This is a genomic window from Microtetraspora malaysiensis, from assembly GCF_050947145.1.
Classification (GTDB): Bacteria; Actinomycetota; Actinomycetes; order Streptosporangiales; family Streptosporangiaceae; genus Microtetraspora_A; species Microtetraspora_A malaysiensis.
On record NZ_CP191998.1, the window covers coordinates 195,261 to 211,866 of the forward strand.

Below are 16,606 nucleotides of genomic sequence, written 5' to 3' on the forward strand. Positions count from 1 at the left end.
TCATGATGCCTCCCCGATCTCCGGCGGAGAGACTATCCGCAGGTGATCGGGGTCCCGAATCCGGCCACGCGGCCGACGTCCGCCGGTCGATCCGGGTCGTGCGACCGTCCGTACGCGGCGGGACCGGCGGGGACGCGGCCGCTATTCGCGGGAGCGTCGAAGGTCTATTCGCGGGAGCGTCGAAGGGCGTCGGCTATTCTTCCGGCCTGACTTCCGCTGGGACACTCGTTTCTGTTGACCGCCTCTCGCGTGGTCGTTCTGTGACTTCAGCGGTGGGGGTCACCTTTCCCGTCTGCCCCAAATCGCGACCCTGACGGTGAGAACGACCAGGGCGACCGTCAAAGTGACGATGACCAGCAGGATCGTCCCGATGAGGGTGAATTCCACGGGGTCGAGATCGCTCACGGGTGGACTCTCCTCGCGTCACTGTGGGGCCTCCCCGATCCGCTCGCGATGATGGCACGTTCCATGTGAATCAGGAGTGGAATTCCGCGGAAACGGCGACCTATGACGCCGCATCGCCGTCGGCCGGCGAATTCGCGTGAGAGCGCGGGGTGCGGGGATTCCGGCCGCGGCGAATGCGATAGAGGGATGACGCCTGTTCCGGCCGGGCCGAGGTGGTACGACACAGGCCCGGAGGGGTGACCTCCGGGCCAGTGCCGGGCGATTTCGCGGTCCTGATCGGCCCGCCGCCCATCAGAAGGGGCGTCCGGACTGTCCCTTGTCGCCGAAGTCGTCCCGCTTGGCGTCGGGACGCTCCCCGCGTGACTCCCCGGGCCTCAGGTACCGGCGCAGGCGTACGCGGAACGGTTCCCGCGTCCTCTGCTCGGGCTGGATCGACGCCCTCTCTCCGGGCTGGAACGACTCTCCCGGCCGTCGGGTCTCCTGGGGACCCGTCACCGGCCCGCCCGTCGTCTCTCCGGGTCGTATGGTCCCTTCGGGGCGTATGGTCCCTTCGGGACGGGTGGTCGTTTCGTCTCTGAAGCCACCGGCCATGCGTTCCCGCTCCTGCTGGCCCGCGGTGTGGGCCCAGCCGGTGCCGGGCTCGTTGGCCTGCTCCCAGCTCATGTCGTAGTAGCGGTAGAGCTCGCGCTCCTGCTCCACGGACAGGTGGCCGCCGGCGTCCACGTCGACGTGGGGCGCGCCCTTGACGCGCTCCTTGTCGTACGGGACCTCCACATGGTCTTCGACCAGGTCGGCGTCACGGATCGGGACGAACGTCTCATGGCTGCCGAACAGCCCAGTCTTCACACAGAGCCATTCCGGCTGCCCGGTGTCGTCATCGAGGAAGACGTGTTTGACCTCGCCGAGCCGCTGCCCGCCGGTGCCCTGGACCGGGATGTCCAGCACCCGTGGGATCTGCTCCTGGGTGATCATCTTCTCCTCCGTCCTTCGCTGTCCCCATCGGCCCTACCGCTGGCTGTTGACGGGAAACCCGATATACCGGACGAACCACCTAAAACTTCCGTCGGCTGCTCATGAGCGCCGCCGTGCGCGGCATACGCGGGCGAGCCGACCGGCCTCTCACAGGACGTGTCACGGCCGGCTGAGCCGACGGACCTGCCCGCGATCCTCGCCTTGGACGCCGAGGTCTTCGGCGCGCCACGCGGCACCTTGCTGACCCGGCTGCAGACGGTGTCCGCGCGATTCCGAGTGGTGGACGGGCCGGACGGCGGCCTCGCCGGGTTCGCCGCCGCCTGTTCAGCCCGGTGATGCTCGCGGTCGGCTGACCCTTCGTTCAGAGCTGGTTCAGCAGCCAGCGCGGCCCGGTGAAGGAGGCGCCGAGGGCCTCGACCCGGCGGCGCAGCTCGCGGTCCGCCGTCACGACGAGCACCTTCTCCCAGCGTTTCGCGTCGCGTACGAGCGCCACGATCGCATCGTCCCCGCTGCCGGACGCCTCGACGATCGAGACGCCGCCCGTGACATGGTCAGGGATGCCGCCGCGGGCCGCGCCCTCGACCACGACGGTCATCCGGGGAAACCACTGGGCCAGGTCGTCCTGGCCCTCCGGGGGACGGCGCAGGCCGCGCGCCGCGAGACCGCGCAGCTCCCCGATCAGCCGGGCGGCGGCCCCGGCCCGGTCCCGCCACCAGCCGTGCTCGGCCCGCGCGCCGACGATGTTGGCCGCGTCCAGGATGACGACGAAGGGGGCCAAGGCGGGTCGTATCCGCGGCCAGGTCTCGGCGAACCCGGGATGCAGCTTCCTGGCGCCGACCTCGTCGGCCGCGATCCAGCGCATGTCCGTGCTCTCGCCGTTCGCCGGGGAGGCGTCGAGCAGCCCCGCGGCCTGGGCGATGACGGTCTGGAACGACCAGCCGCCGTGATCGTCGAGGTAGACGCCCTGGATCCGGAGCTGGTCACCGGTCAGCGCCGCCTCCTCGTGGGCTTCGCGCAGCGCCCCGCTGATCGCGTCCTCGTGGCTGTCGCGGGCGCCGCCGGGCAGCCCCCACGTGCCCCCGTGATGGCTCCACCAGGAGCGTTTCTGCATCAGGACGTACGGCATGCCGTCCTGGGTGTGGTGGACGGCGAGCAGGCCGGCGGCGCCGTGGACGCCCCAGTGCCGGTGTCCACGGTCGCACTGCGCCCAGCCGTCCCCGTCGTTGGCCGCCATCACCCGTCTTTCTCGTCGGCTTGGCGGCTCACCACTGGTCGGCGGGAAGGCCCGCGCCGGAGGCGAGGTCGAAGAGGACCGCCCCGTCCTCGATGCGGATCGCCTGCATCTGCGTCACAAGCCCGACGTCCCTGAGCCGGAGCACGGCTTCGTGCGCGTTCTTCGCGTAGTGGTAGCGGTCCGCCGAGGAGAACTCCGGACTCGCCCGCACGCAGCGGACTTCGAAGCGGTCCGCTGGCCACAAGCGGAAAATGGGGCCTGAATTGTTCCAGCCAGACATCTGGTGCTTCTCCTGTCGCGCCGTCGTGAGACGACCTGTCGTGATCCCCGTACAGGGCCGGCCCGTTGGAACGTGACTGGCCCGATTGCCGATCGTTATGAAGTGGTAAGCGATCCTTCCCGATTCCCCCGCCAGATCCGTTAGCGTTTGAGCCCTCGCTCGCGATTCCCGGTGGTTCCGGGGTCGCGAGTTCTCATAGCACGAGACAGGAGCTCGCCCCTTTCGGCCGGAGGAGCGGGCGTACGCGTGTCTCACCCGAGGGTGCTCCGCTCGACGCCATCGCAGTGTCAGTCCCCTCCGCATCCGGCCGGACTCCGGCGGCGGCCGGGCCAGATGTCAGCCTGACACGCCTGGTCCTGCTCGCACCAGTGCGATTCACGGTGCGGGCCGCAGCGCGGGTTACCGCGCGGGCCGCCCACCTGCTTGGAGCCGGCCGCCTTCCCGCCGGGGCCGGGCCGCCTACCTGCCCGGCCCCGACGGGAAACGCCGAATCCGGCGCGTCCGATCCGTACCCCTGACGGCGCGGTTCGACGCCCGTGATCGCCCTTCTGCCACAGTCGTCGGAGCCGTCGCGGGCCGGCTAACGGCCGCTCTTCGAGAAGTGCTGGAGGTCCTTCGCCCCCGACCAGTAACCGCCCCAGCCCCAGCCGATCGACTCGAACGCGCGGACGACCCGGTCGCCCGGGTTGATCACGCCCGGCTTGTCCAGCGGGCGCTTGACGTACGCGTCCGCGTTGCGGTGCGCGTTCGACCCGTCCGCGTATACGTACGGGTTCTCGCGAGGGTTGATGTCGATGGCCCGGCCGTACGCGTGTTCGGACCAGCTGGTCGATCCCGTGGCGGCCCTGCAGTTGAACGCCGAGGTGTTGTTCGCTTCGATCGAGTCGAAGTCGCTGCCCTTGTACGCGTCTATCGGCTCCATCTTCCTGATCGGGAAGCGGTAGCCGTACAGCCGCTTGAAGACCGACACGAGGTCGTCGGCGACATCCTTGTTGACGACGAGTCGGCCCGTGTGGACCTTGTCGTCGAATCCCCAGTGCGTCATGGTGATCATGCGCAGGTCGCTCACCTGGACCGGGCAGCCCGGCCGCCAGGAGTAGCGCACCTGGTCCCGCGTCACCCCCGTCACCTTCGCCGAGAAGGGCGGCTTCTCCGTCCCACTCGGGCTCGGGGCCGGGGACGGCGTGGCTTCCGGCGAGACCGCGCCGGGTGACTCCGCTGGGCTGACCGTGGCCGGAGGGGGCGTCGCCGCTCTGCCCGCGGCGCCGCACGCCGACACTCCAGCGATGGCCAACAGCACTGTCGCTGATCTGCGGAAACGTGTGGTAGCCATACGTCAGCGTAACCCGGCCCCGGCCGCTCCGCGGGCGGACGTGGGCGACGGTAACGTCGGCGGCCACCGCTAGGGTGGCCCCCGTGCTTCCCGAGCTACGCTTCGGCGGGCTGGCCGTCCCCACCCACGGCTTCTTCGTCGGCCTCGGCGTTCTCGCGGCGGCCGTGGTGTTCGTCCTGGAGGCGCGCCGCAGGGGCGCGTTGCACGAAGACTCGCTGGTCGCGGTCGCGGGCGCCCTGGTGGGCGGCGCCATCGGCATGCGCCTGTCGGGTTGGGCCGAGCACCTGGACCCCCGTCTGAACCCCGGCCTCCTCGAAGCCTGGATGTTCGGCTCGCGCAGCATTCTCGGCGGCCTCACCGGGGCCTACGTCGGGGTGCTGATCGCCAAACGCCTCGTCGGCTATCGCGGTAAGACGGGTGACCTGTTCGCCCCCGCCGTCGCGCTCGGCATGGCAGTCGGCCGCATCGGCTGCTTTCTTACCGAGGCGCCGGGACGTCCCACCGGCCTTCCCTGGGGCGTTCACGCGCCGGCGTCCGTCCCCGAATGTCCCGGTTGCCTGGCCGGGCAGACCATGCACCCGTCCTTCCTGTACGAGGTCGCCTTCCAGCTGGCCGCCTTCTTCGCCCTCGTCTGGGCCCGCGACCGGGTGCGCCGCCCCGGCGAGCTGTTCACGCTGTACGTCGGCGCGTACGCGGTGTTCCGCTTCCTCGTGGAGTTCACCCGGGCCAACGAGACGGTCTGGCTCGACCTGACCCGGCCGCAGTGGTTCCTCCTCCCCGGCCTGGTGCTCGTGTTCATTCGGCTGCTGTACGGCTATCGCCGTGGTTATTACGACATGCTGGTACACAAGAGGGACAGTCGGACGCACAGAGGACAGGAGGAGGGCGCCTCCCAGGCCCCGTAGACGCGATGACCACTCCCCCCGAGCCATCCGGCGAACCCCGGGATGAGCGGAGCCCCCAGCCGCCCCCGCCGCCTCCTCCCCAGGGCCCGTTCGCCGGGCCCCCGGGGCCGTACGGGCCGCCGGGGCCGCCAGGGCCGTACGGACCGCCGCCCGGACAGGGCTGGCCGCCACCGCCTCCGCCGGCCCCGAAGAGTTCAGGAGGGATCATCCTCGCCACGGCCTTCGGCGGGTTCGCGGCCTTCATCGCGATCGATTTCGTCACTGTGCTGCTCACGCTGGCCAGCACCGGGAGCGGCGACGGGGAAGTCGTGGTCGGCGTCGGCGCGGTGATCCTCGCCCTGATCGCGCTCGGCGGCGGCCTCGCGCTCATCCTCCTGCGCAGACCGTGGACCAAGGGCCTCGGCCTCGGTCTCATGATCGGCTGGGCGCTCGTCTCCATCCTGACCGCCGGCTTCTGCACCGGCCTCAACCCGAGCCTCTACAGCGGTGGAACACTGTGACTGGTATGCCCCTGCGCGGTGATCGCATCCTGCGCTACGTCAACGCGTTCTGTCCCCTCTGCCATGAGGAGGACCCGGACCGTCCGCTCGACCTGGTGCCCCGCCTCTCCGGCTGGCTGGCCGCCCGGAACGACCGGGTCTACCTGGAGCGCGGCTGCCGCACCCACGGCATGGTCCGCACCATGTACGACGAGGACCCCGAGATCCTCGCCTATCTGGAGGAATGGACCGCTCCGACGAAGGCCCACATCCCCGACGTGCCGGGAAACTTCGCCCCGGTCCCCGAGGCGTACCTGCAGGGCCTCCCGGAGATGCAGACCCAGCACACCTGCATCCTGCTCGAGGACATCGCGGAGACCTGCAACCTCCGCTGTCCGACCTGCTTCACGGATTCCTCGCCCGACCTGCGCGGGGTGGTGCCGATCGACGAGGTTCTGGCCAGCGTGGACCAGCGGCTCGCCCGCGAGAACGGCCGCATCGACGTTCTCATGCTGAGCGGGGGCGAGCCGACCCTGCACCCCGCGCTGCCCGAGCTGCTCGCGGCGCTGGCGACCCGGCCCATCACCCGCATCCTGATCAACACCAACGGCGTCCTCGTGGCCAGGGACGACGCCCTGCTCGACCTGCTGACCGAGCACCGCGAGCGGGTTGAGATCTACCTCCAGTACGACGGCGTCAGCGCGGAGGCGTCCCGCCACCACCGGGGCGGCGACCTGCGGCGCTTCAAACAGGAGGCGCTCGCCCGCCTGTCCGAGCGTGAGATCTTCACCACACTCGTGATGACCGCCGCCCTCGGCGTGAACGACGGCGAGATCGGCGACGTCGTACGGCTCGCGCTCGACACGCCCTACGTCGGGGGCGTGTCGCTCCAGCCGCAGTTCGGCTCCGGCCGTTCCGGCGTGATCGACCCGATGGACCGGCTGACCCACACCGGCGTGCTGAAACGGCTCGGCCCGCAGACGGACGGCCTGGTCACCTGGCGGGACCTGACCGCGCTGCCGTGCTCGCATCCGCACTGCTGCTCCGTCGGCTACATGATCAAGGACGACTCCGACCGGTGGCGCTCCCTCACCGCGCTCATCGGGCACGACCGCCTGAAGGAGAACCTCGGCCTGGTCTCCAACCGGATCGCCGACTCCGAGATCCCGCGCGAGCTGCGTCTCGCCGTGCAGGAGTCGCTCCTCGGGCTGTTGTCCGAGCAGTCGTCGCTGTCCCATCCCGAGATCGGCAAGATCTGGCGTGACATCTGCGAGAACTGCGACCTCGGCCTGTCCACGCTGCTGACGCTCGCCTCGTCGGTGCTGCCCGGACGCAGGAAGCGGCTGCGGCAGCTGCTCGGAGAGCGCGTGGTCCGCATCACCGTGAAGCCGTTCATGGACATGTCGACCATGATCGAAGAGCGGCTGACCCAGTGCTGCGTGCATGTCGGCACCCGCTCGGAGCAGCACCAGTGCGCGCCGTTCTGCGCCGTGCAGGCGTGGCCGGCGCTCGCCCGCCAGCGCCTGTCCGCCACCGCCTCAGTGGACGCCGGCGTACGGCTCCCGCTGGTGGAGATCCCATGAAATCTGGAGAGACGAGGGGAGAGATGCCAGGAGAACGGAGGCCGCCGCTGACCGGGGTGGCCTACGAGGAGGCGCGCGCGGCCCAGGCCGCCGCCGACGGATTCACGACCGACGGGCCGGGCCGCCCGTGGCCGGGTGTGCCGCGACCGAGTTCGTACGGAGGCAGGAGCGGGCCCGTCATAGTGACGCCGTTCGATCCGCTGCGGCTGTGCGTCTACGCGACCGTGGCACTGCTGGGATGGGTACTGGGCCCGTTCGCGGTGATCGTCTTCGCCGGGGTGGGGTTCGCCGGGTATGTCCGGGCTCGCCGCGCGGGGCTGGTGCGGAGCAAGTGCCTCCTGCGCGACACGCGGTTGGTCCTGGCCTATCTCGGCCTCGTCGTCGTCGCCGCGATCGCCGCGATCGTGCTGCGGTTCTTCACCTAGCGGTACGGGGAAGCGGCGTTCTCCGGCGTGGCTTTTCCCGGAAGACGTCGCGCACGTGTTCGAGGGAGCGCTACAGTCTTGGGCATCGGATCGAACACGGGTTCGGTCGCCGAGTCTGCAGGTGAGGTGTGCCATGGCGCTGCTCGCGGCACCGCTGGCGTCCCCGCAGCACGCGCCGGCCACCTCCGGGCGATGTGTCCCGCTCCGGTCGGGAGCGACACGCCGTAGCGCTTTCTACGGAAATCTACGACGGCCGCTATATCCGGTCATAAAGTCCGAGAGCGTGGACCCCGTGCGCAATCCCTATGCCCCCGGTGCGGGGCAGCGCCCACCTGAGCTCGCCGGGCGCGATCGTGAGCTGCAGCAGTTCGAAGTCGTGTTGGAGCGGGTGGCCCGCGGCCGGCCGGAGCGGAGCATGGTGCTCACCGGGCTTCGCGGCGTCGGCAAGACCGTCCTGCTCAACACGTTCAAGTCAATGGCCATGCAGCGGCTGTGGGGCACCGGAAAGATCGAGGCCCGGCCCGACCAGTCGATCCGCCGCCCGGTCGCCGCGGCGCTGCACATGGCGATCCGGGAGCTGGCGCCCCGGCATCGTGCCCCCGACCGCATCGAGGCGTTCCTCGGCGTGCTCAAGGCCTTCGCGATGCGCGACCCGGCGGCGGCCAAGGGCACCTCGCACTGGTCGCCCGGCATCGATGTCCCAGCGTCGCGCGGCCGTGCCGACTCCGGCGACCTGGAGATCGACCTGACCGAGCTGTTCGTCGACGCCGCCGGGGTCGCGACCGATCTCGGCGTCGGCATCGCGCTGTTCATCGACGAGATGCAGGACGTGCCGGCCGCGGACGTCTCCGCGCTCTGCGCCGCCTGTCATGAGCTGTCGCAGAACGGCGGGCCGCTGATCGTGGTCGGGGCCGGGCTGCCGCATCTGCCCGGCGTCCTGTCCGCGAGCAAGAGCTACTCCGAGCGCCTGTTCCGCTACGCCCGGATCGACCGGCTGGATCGGGATGCCGCCGACCTCGCGCTCATCGCTCCTGCAGAGCGTGAGGACGTCGAGTTCACCCCGGAGGCCCTCGACGCCCTCTACGAGGCGGCCGACGGCTACCCCTACTTCGTCCAGGCGTACGGCAAGGTGGCCTGGGACCTCGCCCCGCACAGCCCGATCACGGCCGACGACATCAAGGTGTCCGCCCCCGAGGCCGAGGAGGAGCTCGCGGTCGGTTTCTTCGGCAGCCGGTACGAGCGCGCCACGCCGGCCGAGCGCGACTACATGCACGCGATGGCCCAGCTCGGCGATGACCCGGTGCCCACGGCCGACGTCGCGGAGTCGCTCGGGCGCAAGCCGTCGAGCCTGTCGCCGGCTCGGGACAGCCTCATCAAGAAGGGCCTGATCTACAGCGCGGAGCGCGGTGTGATCGCCTTCACCGTCCCCCATTTCGGGAGGTTCCTGCGTGCGCAACCGCTGTAGGGACCCCCGCCATTGACCTCTCTACGGCTTTCTAGAGGGGAAGCTAGAGAGCCGTAGAGAGCTGAATTCGCGCGCCCGCATCGCGAAATCTAGGGCTGTCTAGCGTGTAGCCGATACAGCGATAGATTCCGCTAGCGGCTCGACCGGGTTGCCGTCCTGCCCCACCACGGCGACCCGGACCGTCGGACGTCGGCCGCTCAGATAGACGGCGAAGACCACCTCGGCCTCGCCCTGACCGGGGAAGACGAAAAACCGCCAGCACAGCTCGCGCCACGAGTCGTACGGCTCGACGGACTCGAGGGCAGCGACGTGGGTCCGCCAGGCCGCGCTCGACCTGAGCCGGGACAGCGCGCGGCCGGGCGGCGCCGGCCGCTCCTCACAGGGAGCCCGGTGCCGCAGCCGCGACACGATCTCCTCCAACTCAGGCGAGAGCGCCAGCAACAGCGCGAGGTAGCCCGCCGCCCAGGCCGTCGCCGTCCAGGACACCCCGGCGACCAGGTCGGCCACGCCGACGTCCGCCACCGCGACGGCCGCTGCCATCCCGGTCAGCACCGCCGTACGCGCGAGCGAGCGCAGGCCGACCGGCGCGGAGCTGACCTCGCCGAAGCAGCCGCACCCCACATCCGGCCGGCGACGGCGCAGATCCCACAGCACGTACGTCGAGATCGCGAAGAACGCGACGGTGAGCAGGCGGGCGACCGCGGCGGCGAGCTGACCCGCGACCAGCGCGAACTCGCCTACGGCGCAGGCCAGCATGGCCGCCTTCCTGAACCGCTCCGGCACGAGGACGGCGGGGCCGAGCCGGCTGAGCGCGCCCTGCCCGCCGCCGTCGTCTCCGGCGGTGAACAGCTTGGCCACGCCCCCCATGATCAGGAGCAGGGTGAGGACGGGCAGGGCGCCCACCGCCGCGGTCACCAACACAGGTCACCTCAATCCGACCTGGGCGTTGAAGCAGCCCTTGGTCAGGTCGCCACCGAGTCGTACGTACGAGAGCGCGGACAGTTCGACGATCCGCCCGCGCGGAGAGGTGCCGCAGTCGAGGCATCGGTCGTAGAAGCGGGCGGCCATGCAGCCGCAGGCCACGATCGGCACCGCCGTCGACCGCCGGCCGCAGACGTTCCGGACGACGAGCATCGACCCCAGCGAGAGGTACGGCAGCCGGACGCCCGGGACGACGCCCTGGTCGCAGCCGGTGTCGGAGCTCTCCAGCATGGGATAGGCCGCGCCGTCGTCGGCGTGGTCGGACCACACGGCGGTCCCGGAGATCCTCGACGGCGTCCCGCCGAACGCGGGAGGCGGCGCGGGCACCGCGTTCGCCCGGTGCGGCGGCTGCGACGTGGCCGGGACCTGGGCCAGCGCGGCGCCGCCCTGGACCGTTCCGATGGCGTCGAAGAGATAGCCGGGCTCCAACTTCGGGTGTCGTACTCGGAGCCGGCCGGTGAGCCGGTAGGGGATGACGATCGTGCGGCGGCCCAGGTGGGGGCCGCTGTCGATCTCGAGGGTGAGGTCGCGTCGGCCGCTGACGTCGAGGATGATTCCGGTCATCCGCGTCATGTCCGCCCATACGCAGTCGGCGACCCGCCCGGTCCGCGTCCTGATGATCACGCGAGAGCCCGCGGGCAGCCGGTCCGGAGGGACTGGACCGCCGCGCCAGGCGGTGGCCCACGGCGCGATGACGAGGCGCACCTCCTGGCCCCCGTCGTCCTCTATCACCAGGAAGTGGGGCGTGGCGTCCAGGATCCGGCCGCTGATCGCGTCCAGCGCGGGGCCATCGTCGTCCTCAGCCGGCTGGGGCGGCTGTGCGGTCCGGCCGAGAGCGGCCGCGGACAGCAGGTGCCGGCGCTCGACCCGCGCGTGCGGCAGGGGAACTCTCACCCGTCCAGCGTCACATGAGACTGATGACCGATAGGGACGCATTCGAGGCTGATGGTGTTTTCGGGAGCAATATTCCCCCACTCGGTGGAAGCTGTTGTCTCCCGATCTCCGCCAATCGGGCCGTCCGGCGGCGACGAGGGCCACATCGGTCCGCCACCGATCTGCCGTCTCTTTGCACTTGACGGTACGAAACCTGGATGGCGGTTCAGCCGGATCGCGGGTCCCAACTGCGATTCTGGCGACGGAAGCAGCCTCTCCACGGCCGGACCGGTGATCGTTTTATGGGGAATCATGAGGAGTTCCGCGAGTATGTTGTGACGCGCGGGCCGGCATTGCTGCGCGCCGCTCACCAGCTCACGGGGAACCCCTCTGACGCCGAGGACCTGCTGCAGGCCGCGCTGGCCAAGACCTATGTCGCCTGGGACCGGATCCAGGACCGCTCCGCGCTCGACGGGTACGTGCGCCGGGCCATGGTGAACATCAACATCTCCTGGTGGCGGCGGCGCAAGCTCCAGGAGTTCCCGTCCGAGGAGCTGCCCGAGGTCCCCGTCCAGCCGGACGCGCGGTATCACCACGAGGAGCTTGAGCGGGCGCTCGAACGGCTCCCGGTGCGGCAGCGTACCGCGATCGTGCTCCGTTACTACGAGGACATGACGGAGCTCGAGATCGCCAAGGCGCTGGGGATCAGCATCGGGACCGTCAAGAGCACGGTGTCGCGGGGGATGGCCAAGCTGCGCGGGGACATGGCGGTCCAGCACTCGCTGAACTGACCCCTCCTCCGGTTACTCGACCTTGGCCGGCTCGGCGACCCCCGCCGTGGCGCACGGCCGCACGACGTCGCGGATGAGGCGGAGCGTGGACAGGAAGTCGGCGAGCTGCTCGGGGGTGAGCAGGCTGGTGAACCACGCCTCGATGTCGTCGAGGTGCTGGGGCAGCACGCCGAGCAGCCGCTGTCTGCCCTCGTCCGTGAGCACCGCGTACGACGCGCGGCGGTCGCTGGGGCAGGCGCGGCGGGCCACAAGGTTCTCGCGCTCCAGCCGGTCCACCACGCGGGTGATCCCGCTCGTCGAGAGGGAGGTCTGTGCGGCCAGGTCGCTCATCCTGAGGCCGTGTGCGGGGGAGCGGGCGAGCCTGATCAACGTCTCGAACTCGACGTCGGACAGCCCGGCGCCCGCGAGCGCGGGACTCATCTTTTCGGAGATCCCCGCCATGACCTCGGCGAGCAGTCCCATCGCGGTGAGCCGGGGATCATCAAATGGGCTCATAAGCGCGAGTCTACCGCGTCTTAGTTGACACGCGGAATATTACTCAGGTAGAAAATTGCTAGCTCAGACATCCACACGGCAAGTACATCGGGAGGCCAGCATGAGCATCCGTGAATGGGAAGGCATCAAGATTCCGACGGCCGGGACCTTCGCCCTGGACGTCGCGCACACGCGCGTCGGGTTCGTCGTCAAGCACATGATGGTCAGCAAGGTCCGGGGCAATTTCGCCGAGTTCGAGGGCAAGATCGCCATCACCGAGAACCCGCTGGAGTCGAGCGTGGAGGCCGTGCTCAAGACCGGCAGCATCCACACCGGCGTCGGTGACCGTGACAACCACCTCCGCAGCGACGACTTCCTCTCCGCCGAGAAGTTCCCCGAGATCACCTTCCGGAACAGCCGGGTGGCCGAGCACTCCGGCGACGAGTTCGTCCTCGTCGGCGACCTCACGATCCGCGACGTCACCAAGGAAGTCGAGCTCAAGGTCGAGTTCGGCGGCGCCGCGCAGAACCCGTGGGGCCAGGAGATCTTCGGCTTCAGCGCCGAGACCGAGATCGACCGTGAGGACTTCGGCCTGACCTACAACCAGGCCCTGGAGGCCGGCGGCGTCCTGGTCGGCAAGAAGGTCAAGATCGAGATCGAGGGCGAGGCCGTACGGCAGGCCTGAGCGTTTTCCCCAGCCTTACACACAGCCTTTGTCCACAGCCTGTGGACAAAGGCTGTGTGTTTCTCGCCTGGTCGAACCGTCGTCCGATGCTGTCGGCCGCCCGCGCCGCCACCCGGCAGGCGCGCTGTGGGCGGCTCGATCGGCAAAGAGTACGACAGTCTTGCCCGATTCGGGCGTGGGGCCAGGCAGGCGGGCAGGCAGTCGAGAGCGGACCGTGATCAATCAGAGCCGGTTTCGCTTTGCTGGCTGGCGCAATCGCCGGTACTCTGTCTTGAGCCAATCGGCAACCAGGAGGCTTCGCCTAGTCAGGTCTATGGCGCCGCACTGCTAATGCGGTTTGGGTCTTAAGCCCATCCGGGGTTCAAATCCCCGAGCCTCCGCAGGTCAGGGCCCCTCTCGCGACACCAGCGAGGGGGGCTCTTTCGATCTCTGGGACCGTCAGGGGTTGCAGTTAGTCGTCATCGCCCCAGAGAGCGGCCCCCATGCTCTCGCTCGCGTCACTGGATGAGTGCCCCCGGCCACGTGGGTGTACCGCTCGGTCGTGGTCACGCGCGCGTGGCCGAGGATCTCTTGCACGACGCGGATGTGGACGCCCTGCTCGACGAGGAGAGTCCCGGCGGTGTGGCGGGCATCGTGGAGACGGGCTTCCCTGACCCCGGCCTGCCGGAGGAGCGCCTTCCACATCTTGTCGTCCTCGCTGCGCTCCATCGGCCGGCCCCGCCTCGTCGGGAACAGCAGGTCGTGATCTTCCCAGAGGTCCCCGGCTTCAGCGCGTTCGGCGTCCTGGAGCCTCTTGTGCGCGCGGAGGATGGGCAGCAGCTCGGGCGGGCACCGGAGCGTGAGCCGACTGCGGCCCTTGCGTTGCCGAAAGACGATGCCAACGCCAGTGCGCTTCGGGCAGCGGTCCGCGTGGCCGGTGCATCCCTTGGGGCATGTCCTCGTCGGGCAGACGTGGCCGCGCTTCTTGCAGTCCTGTGGACAGTCGGGGTCGTGCATGTGGGTTTTGCACCGCGGCTTGCATGGCCAGCGGTGCCGCTCCTTGCCGCACTCCTGGGGATCGTCGCAGCCGTGCCGCCAGGGGGACCGCTGCGCCTGATACCAAGCTTTGATCACCCGGGTTTCAAGGGCGGCCAGCAAGCGGGCCGCCGGGGCAGCTGCCCGACCCTCGGGCCGGGTCAACTGAACCTGTCTGGGAGCCAGCGGGCATCGCGTCGGTGGGCGATGCAGACCGCCGACGCGCAGTGACGACTACTGCGGCGGCCGTCACGAGTGTGAACGCCGCTACCCCCGCGAAGGCGATCAGTGTCTGCTGATCGAGACGGGTCACCGGTATGCCGCGCTTCGCCTGCCATGTGAGCACTGCGAACACACCGGTGTAGCCGAGGCCGGCGACGCCGACCAGCCGGGCCCGGACCCGTTCGTCGCGGAGCCAACTATGACTGGCCGCGAGTACACCCAGGATCGCGGTGATGAGCAGCAGCACCTGGATGGCGTGCAAGCCGACGAAGTGCGGTACGCGGAGGTCGCCGCCGGTCGTACTCCAGTTGGTGAGGAACATTCCGTTGCCGTCGGGGTCGCCGATGCCGTGGCCGCCGTTCATGGACACCGTGTTGCCGTTGGCGTCGGTCACCGTGCGGGGCGTCGCGCCTGAGGAGTTGCTGAGCCATAGGGCCACGACCATGCTGGCGCTGGCAAGCCCGAGTCCGGCGCGCAGGGCGCGGGCCATGGCGCGGTCGCCGGTGCGTTGGATCAGGACCAGGACCGCGATGAGCAAAGTGATCAGCAGGAGCGGCCCGACGCCGATGGAGAACACCGTCCGCACGGTTTGAGCGACCGGCTCGGCGTTGCTGTTGAAATGGCTGACGGTGCCGTGCGCGGCAGCATAGGCGACGGCACCGACGTCCAACAGGCCGGCGACTGCGAAAAAGGTACCGAGCCACCAGCCGAAACGTCTGCCCTTGCTCAGCTTGCTGAGCAGCCACGCCAGCGTCAGGCCGTACACCCCCATGGCGAAGCCGAACTTCAGAGGCTTCACCCAGACCGATTCGCCCATGAGCAGGCGATCGTCGACGAACAGACCGACGGCGGAGACCAACGTCAGGGTGAACATGAGCGCGGCGTTCGCTACCAGTGGGCGGTGCCAGCCGCGTATCGCGCTGAGACATGTTGCAGGGGTGGTCAACGGGCGCTCCAGACGAGGATCAGGGGGGTCGTAGCTATTTGAACGAGCCCGCCTTGGGCGATGCTGATGTGTCCACCAGCCTCGGCGAACGCGCATCCCGTAACCATCCGATATGCCCCCGGACGCGACCGGGGGTTAACCCCCGGTCCGGAATCTGCCAGCGACCACGCCGCTCCGAAGATCGCGCGCGTTTTGAGCCCGGCCGTGCCCGATACAACGGTCAACACGGGGACGCGGCGGCGAACCGCGTGGACGCAACCGGTGGAACGGATCGGGGCTCTTCTGATCTCCGGCAGGGGTGCTCACTGCTTCATGCGGCGGGAATCACCGCCATCATCGAGTTTCAGGAGCCGCTTGACGTCAGCACGTCCGGCACCGGCACGCCGAGGTGATCGAGCAGAGCCGCGAGCTTCCTGTCGAGCTCGATGCCGACCTCGGTGATCGCGGGATCTCCGAAGCTGGAGAAGCGGGTGCTCGGCTGGTCGACGGCGAACCAGGTTTCGCCCTGCGCGTCTTCGTAGATCGCGGTGCGGAGCGGGGCGTACAGAAGGATGGCCGGGTTGTGGTGGAACATCCGCTGGGCGATCGTGTGGTTCCCCATCAGGTATTCCACGCAGCGCCGCCGCTCCCCGGCCAGCCGCAGGAGCGGGCTGAAGTCCTGGCTCCAGTACGTGATGAAATCGTGGGGCGCGTTCTCGGCCGTCGCCCGCACGACGGCGTCCCAGCCGGCGTTCTCCTCGACCAGCTGCCCGAAGCGTTCCGCTTCGAACTCGGGGACGGCGTCCTCGTAGCGGACGCGGAAGGAGTCGTACGGCTCGCCGACGGCGATGGCCAGGCGGTTCACCTCATGCGGGACGCTCTCGATCTTGGCGGGTGTCGACCGGGTCATGGTTCCTCCGCGGTGCTCGCTGTCGAACCGAGGAACATGTACCCCCACGTCGCGACTACGTGCTCGCGAGAGCGCGGTAGTCCGCTCCGATCTGCCGCAGAAGATCCCGCAGAGCATCGTCATACACAGCGGCAGCCGCGAACGCCTCGAAGACGTCCATGTGCGTGTCGATCTCGCCGGCCTCGGTCAGGGTGAGATCACCTGTGAGGCTCTCGACCACGCTCACCGCGCCGTCGTAGATCGTGAACCCGTGGAGGGGGAAGGCCGGCGCTTCCACGTTCCAGGGAACGATCCCCAGGCGCACATGGGGAAGCGTGGACGCCTGGGCGAGCCGGTCGAGCTGCGCCGGCATCAAGGACGGCGAGCCCGGCCACGTTCGCACCGCACCCTCCGTCAGAACGAACGCGAACTTCCGGCCCGGCTCGAACACGAGGGCCTGAGATTCGACCCGTACGCCGGTCGCCTTGGCCGCGTCGTCCTGGTCCACATCCTGGCCAATGGAGAGAGCGAGCCGGGCGTACTCGGCCGTCTGCAACAGCGGCGGAATCGTCGCCGAGGAGAACACGGCCATCCATTGAGCCGAGCGGACCCGTGCGGCGTTCGCCGCCTCTCGGCCGGCAAGGCCACTCTTCAACCGGGACACCTCATCA

20 protein-coding genes and 1 tRNA gene are annotated in these 16,606 nt (G+C 69.4%); 9 read left to right on the forward strand and 12 right to left on the reverse strand.

Features of this window, described 5'->3' with window-relative positions:
- Positions 1-279: 279 nt before the first annotated feature.
- Together ACQP1V_RS01010 and ACQP1V_RS01015 are read right to left on the reverse strand one after the other, a co-directional pair.
- Positions 280-405, reverse strand: coding sequence for a hypothetical protein (locus ACQP1V_RS01010; RefSeq protein WP_281196276.1), 126 nt, complete (start codon positions 403-405; stop codon positions 280-282).
- Positions 406-696: 291 nt separating this feature from the next.
- A complete protein-coding gene (locus ACQP1V_RS01015) occupies positions 697-1,377 on the reverse strand; it encodes a PRC-barrel domain-containing protein (RefSeq protein WP_433417862.1) in 681 nt (226 codons plus the stop codon).
- Positions 1,378-1,533: 156 nt separating this feature from the next.
- On the opposite strand from ACQP1V_RS01015, the gene ACQP1V_RS01020 reads away from it, so the two are divergent.
- Entirely contained in the window at positions 1,534-1,713 is a 180-nt protein-coding gene (locus ACQP1V_RS01020) for a hypothetical protein (RefSeq protein WP_433417864.1), read from the forward strand.
- A 25-nt stretch (positions 1,714-1,738) separates the two neighbouring features.
- Here the strand turns inward: ACQP1V_RS01020 and ACQP1V_RS01025 are convergent, their stop codons facing one another.
- The 3 genes from ACQP1V_RS01025 to ACQP1V_RS01035 form a co-directional block, all read right to left on the reverse strand.
- Entirely contained in the window at positions 1,739-2,611 is an 873-nt protein-coding gene (locus ACQP1V_RS01025) for an NUDIX domain-containing protein (RefSeq protein WP_433417867.1), read from the reverse strand.
- 28 nt (positions 2,612-2,639) lie between these two features.
- A complete protein-coding gene (locus tag ACQP1V_RS01030; RefSeq protein WP_067138404.1) occupies positions 2,640-2,822 on the reverse strand; it encodes a hypothetical protein in 183 nt (60 codons plus the stop codon).
- A gap of 649 nt (positions 2,823-3,471) precedes the next feature.
- Positions 3,472-4,011, reverse strand: a complete 540-nt coding sequence (locus ACQP1V_RS01035; RefSeq protein ID WP_387417739.1) for a M15 family metallopeptidase — start codon at positions 4,009-4,011, stop codon at positions 3,472-3,474.
- Positions 4,012-4,307: 296 nt separating this feature from the next.
- Between ACQP1V_RS01035 and ACQP1V_RS01040 the strand changes: the two genes are divergently transcribed.
- The 5 genes from ACQP1V_RS01040 (at position 4,308) to ACQP1V_RS01060 (ending at position 9,081) form a co-directional block, all read left to right on the forward strand.
- Entirely contained in the window at positions 4,308-5,129 is an 822-nt protein-coding gene (locus ACQP1V_RS01040; protein WP_433417870.1) for a prolipoprotein diacylglyceryl transferase, read from the forward strand.
- 5 nt (positions 5,130-5,134) lie between these two features.
- A complete protein-coding gene (locus tag ACQP1V_RS01045) occupies positions 5,135-5,629 on the forward strand; it encodes a hypothetical protein (RefSeq protein WP_433417872.1) in 495 nt (164 codons plus the stop codon).
- Positions 5,630-5,634: 5 nt separating this feature from the next.
- On the forward strand, positions 5,635-7,191 hold the full coding sequence (locus ACQP1V_RS01050; RefSeq protein ID WP_387417749.1) for a radical SAM protein: 1,557 nt from the start codon (positions 5,635-5,637) through the stop codon (positions 7,189-7,191).
- Complete coding sequence (locus tag ACQP1V_RS01055) at positions 7,188-7,616, forward strand: hypothetical protein (RefSeq protein ID WP_433417875.1); 429 nt, start codon at positions 7,188-7,190, stop codon at positions 7,614-7,616. Before ACQP1V_RS01050 ends, ACQP1V_RS01055 begins: the two co-directional genes overlap by 4 nt.
- Positions 7,617-7,899: 283 nt before the next feature.
- Positions 7,900-9,081: an ATP-binding protein gene (locus tag ACQP1V_RS01060; protein WP_067138413.1), complete on the forward strand. Its 1,182-nt coding sequence runs from the start codon at positions 7,900-7,902 to the stop codon at positions 9,079-9,081.
- Positions 9,082-9,180: 99 nt separating this feature from the next.
- On the opposite strand, the gene ACQP1V_RS01065 is transcribed toward ACQP1V_RS01060, so the two are convergent.
- Positions 9,181-10,002 carry a MauE/DoxX family redox-associated membrane protein gene (locus tag ACQP1V_RS01065; protein ID WP_433417878.1) on the reverse strand — a complete coding sequence of 274 codons (822 nt, stop codon included), beginning with the start codon at positions 10,000-10,002 and terminating at the stop codon, positions 9,181-9,183.
- A 3-nt stretch (positions 10,003-10,005) separates the two neighbouring features.
- A complete protein-coding gene (locus tag ACQP1V_RS01070) occupies positions 10,006-10,956 on the reverse strand; it encodes a hypothetical protein (protein ID WP_433417881.1) in 951 nt (316 codons plus the stop codon).
- A 281-nt stretch (positions 10,957-11,237) separates the two neighbouring features.
- Here ACQP1V_RS01070 and ACQP1V_RS01075 point away from each other — a divergent pair, with 281 nt between their 5' ends.
- The gene (locus tag ACQP1V_RS01075) at positions 11,238-11,726 is read left to right on the forward strand and encodes a SigE family RNA polymerase sigma factor (protein WP_067138417.1); all 489 of its coding nucleotides are present in this window, start codon (positions 11,238-11,240) and stop codon (positions 11,724-11,726) included.
- Between the two features lie 12 nt (positions 11,727-11,738).
- Here the strand turns inward: ACQP1V_RS01075 and ACQP1V_RS01080 are convergent, their stop codons facing one another.
- On the reverse strand, positions 11,739-12,221 hold the full coding sequence (locus tag ACQP1V_RS01080; RefSeq protein ID WP_433220729.1) for a MarR family winged helix-turn-helix transcriptional regulator: 483 nt from the start codon (positions 12,219-12,221) through the stop codon (positions 11,739-11,741).
- Between the two features lie 100 nt (positions 12,222-12,321).
- Between ACQP1V_RS01080 and ACQP1V_RS01085 the strand changes: the two genes are divergently transcribed.
- Complete coding sequence (locus tag ACQP1V_RS01085) at positions 12,322-12,885, forward strand: YceI family protein (protein ID WP_432869563.1); 564 nt, start codon at positions 12,322-12,324, stop codon at positions 12,883-12,885.
- 290 nt (positions 12,886-13,175) lie between these two features.
- Positions 13,176-13,265: transfer RNA gene (locus ACQP1V_RS01090), tRNA-Ser, on the forward strand.
- Positions 13,266-13,323: 58 nt separating this feature from the next.
- Here ACQP1V_RS01090 and ACQP1V_RS01095 read toward each other — a convergent pair.
- The 4 genes from ACQP1V_RS01095 to ACQP1V_RS01110 form a co-directional block, all read right to left on the reverse strand.
- The gene (locus ACQP1V_RS01095; protein WP_433417884.1) at positions 13,324-13,881 is read right to left on the reverse strand and encodes a tyrosine-type recombinase/integrase; all 558 of its coding nucleotides are present in this window, start codon (positions 13,879-13,881) and stop codon (positions 13,324-13,326) included.
- Between the two features lie 124 nt (positions 13,882-14,005).
- Positions 14,006-14,995: a hypothetical protein gene (locus ACQP1V_RS01100; RefSeq protein WP_433417887.1), complete on the reverse strand. Its 990-nt coding sequence runs from the start codon at positions 14,993-14,995 to the stop codon at positions 14,006-14,008.
- A gap of 415 nt (positions 14,996-15,410) precedes the next feature.
- On the reverse strand, positions 15,411-15,956 hold the full coding sequence (locus ACQP1V_RS01105; protein ID WP_433417890.1) for a DUF302 domain-containing protein: 546 nt from the start codon (positions 15,954-15,956) through the stop codon (positions 15,411-15,413).
- 55 nt (positions 15,957-16,011) lie between these two features.
- A complete protein-coding gene (locus tag ACQP1V_RS01110; RefSeq protein WP_433417893.1) occupies positions 16,012-16,599 on the reverse strand; it encodes a DUF5753 domain-containing protein in 588 nt (195 codons plus the stop codon).
- Between the last annotated feature and the right edge of the window lie 7 nt (positions 16,600-16,606).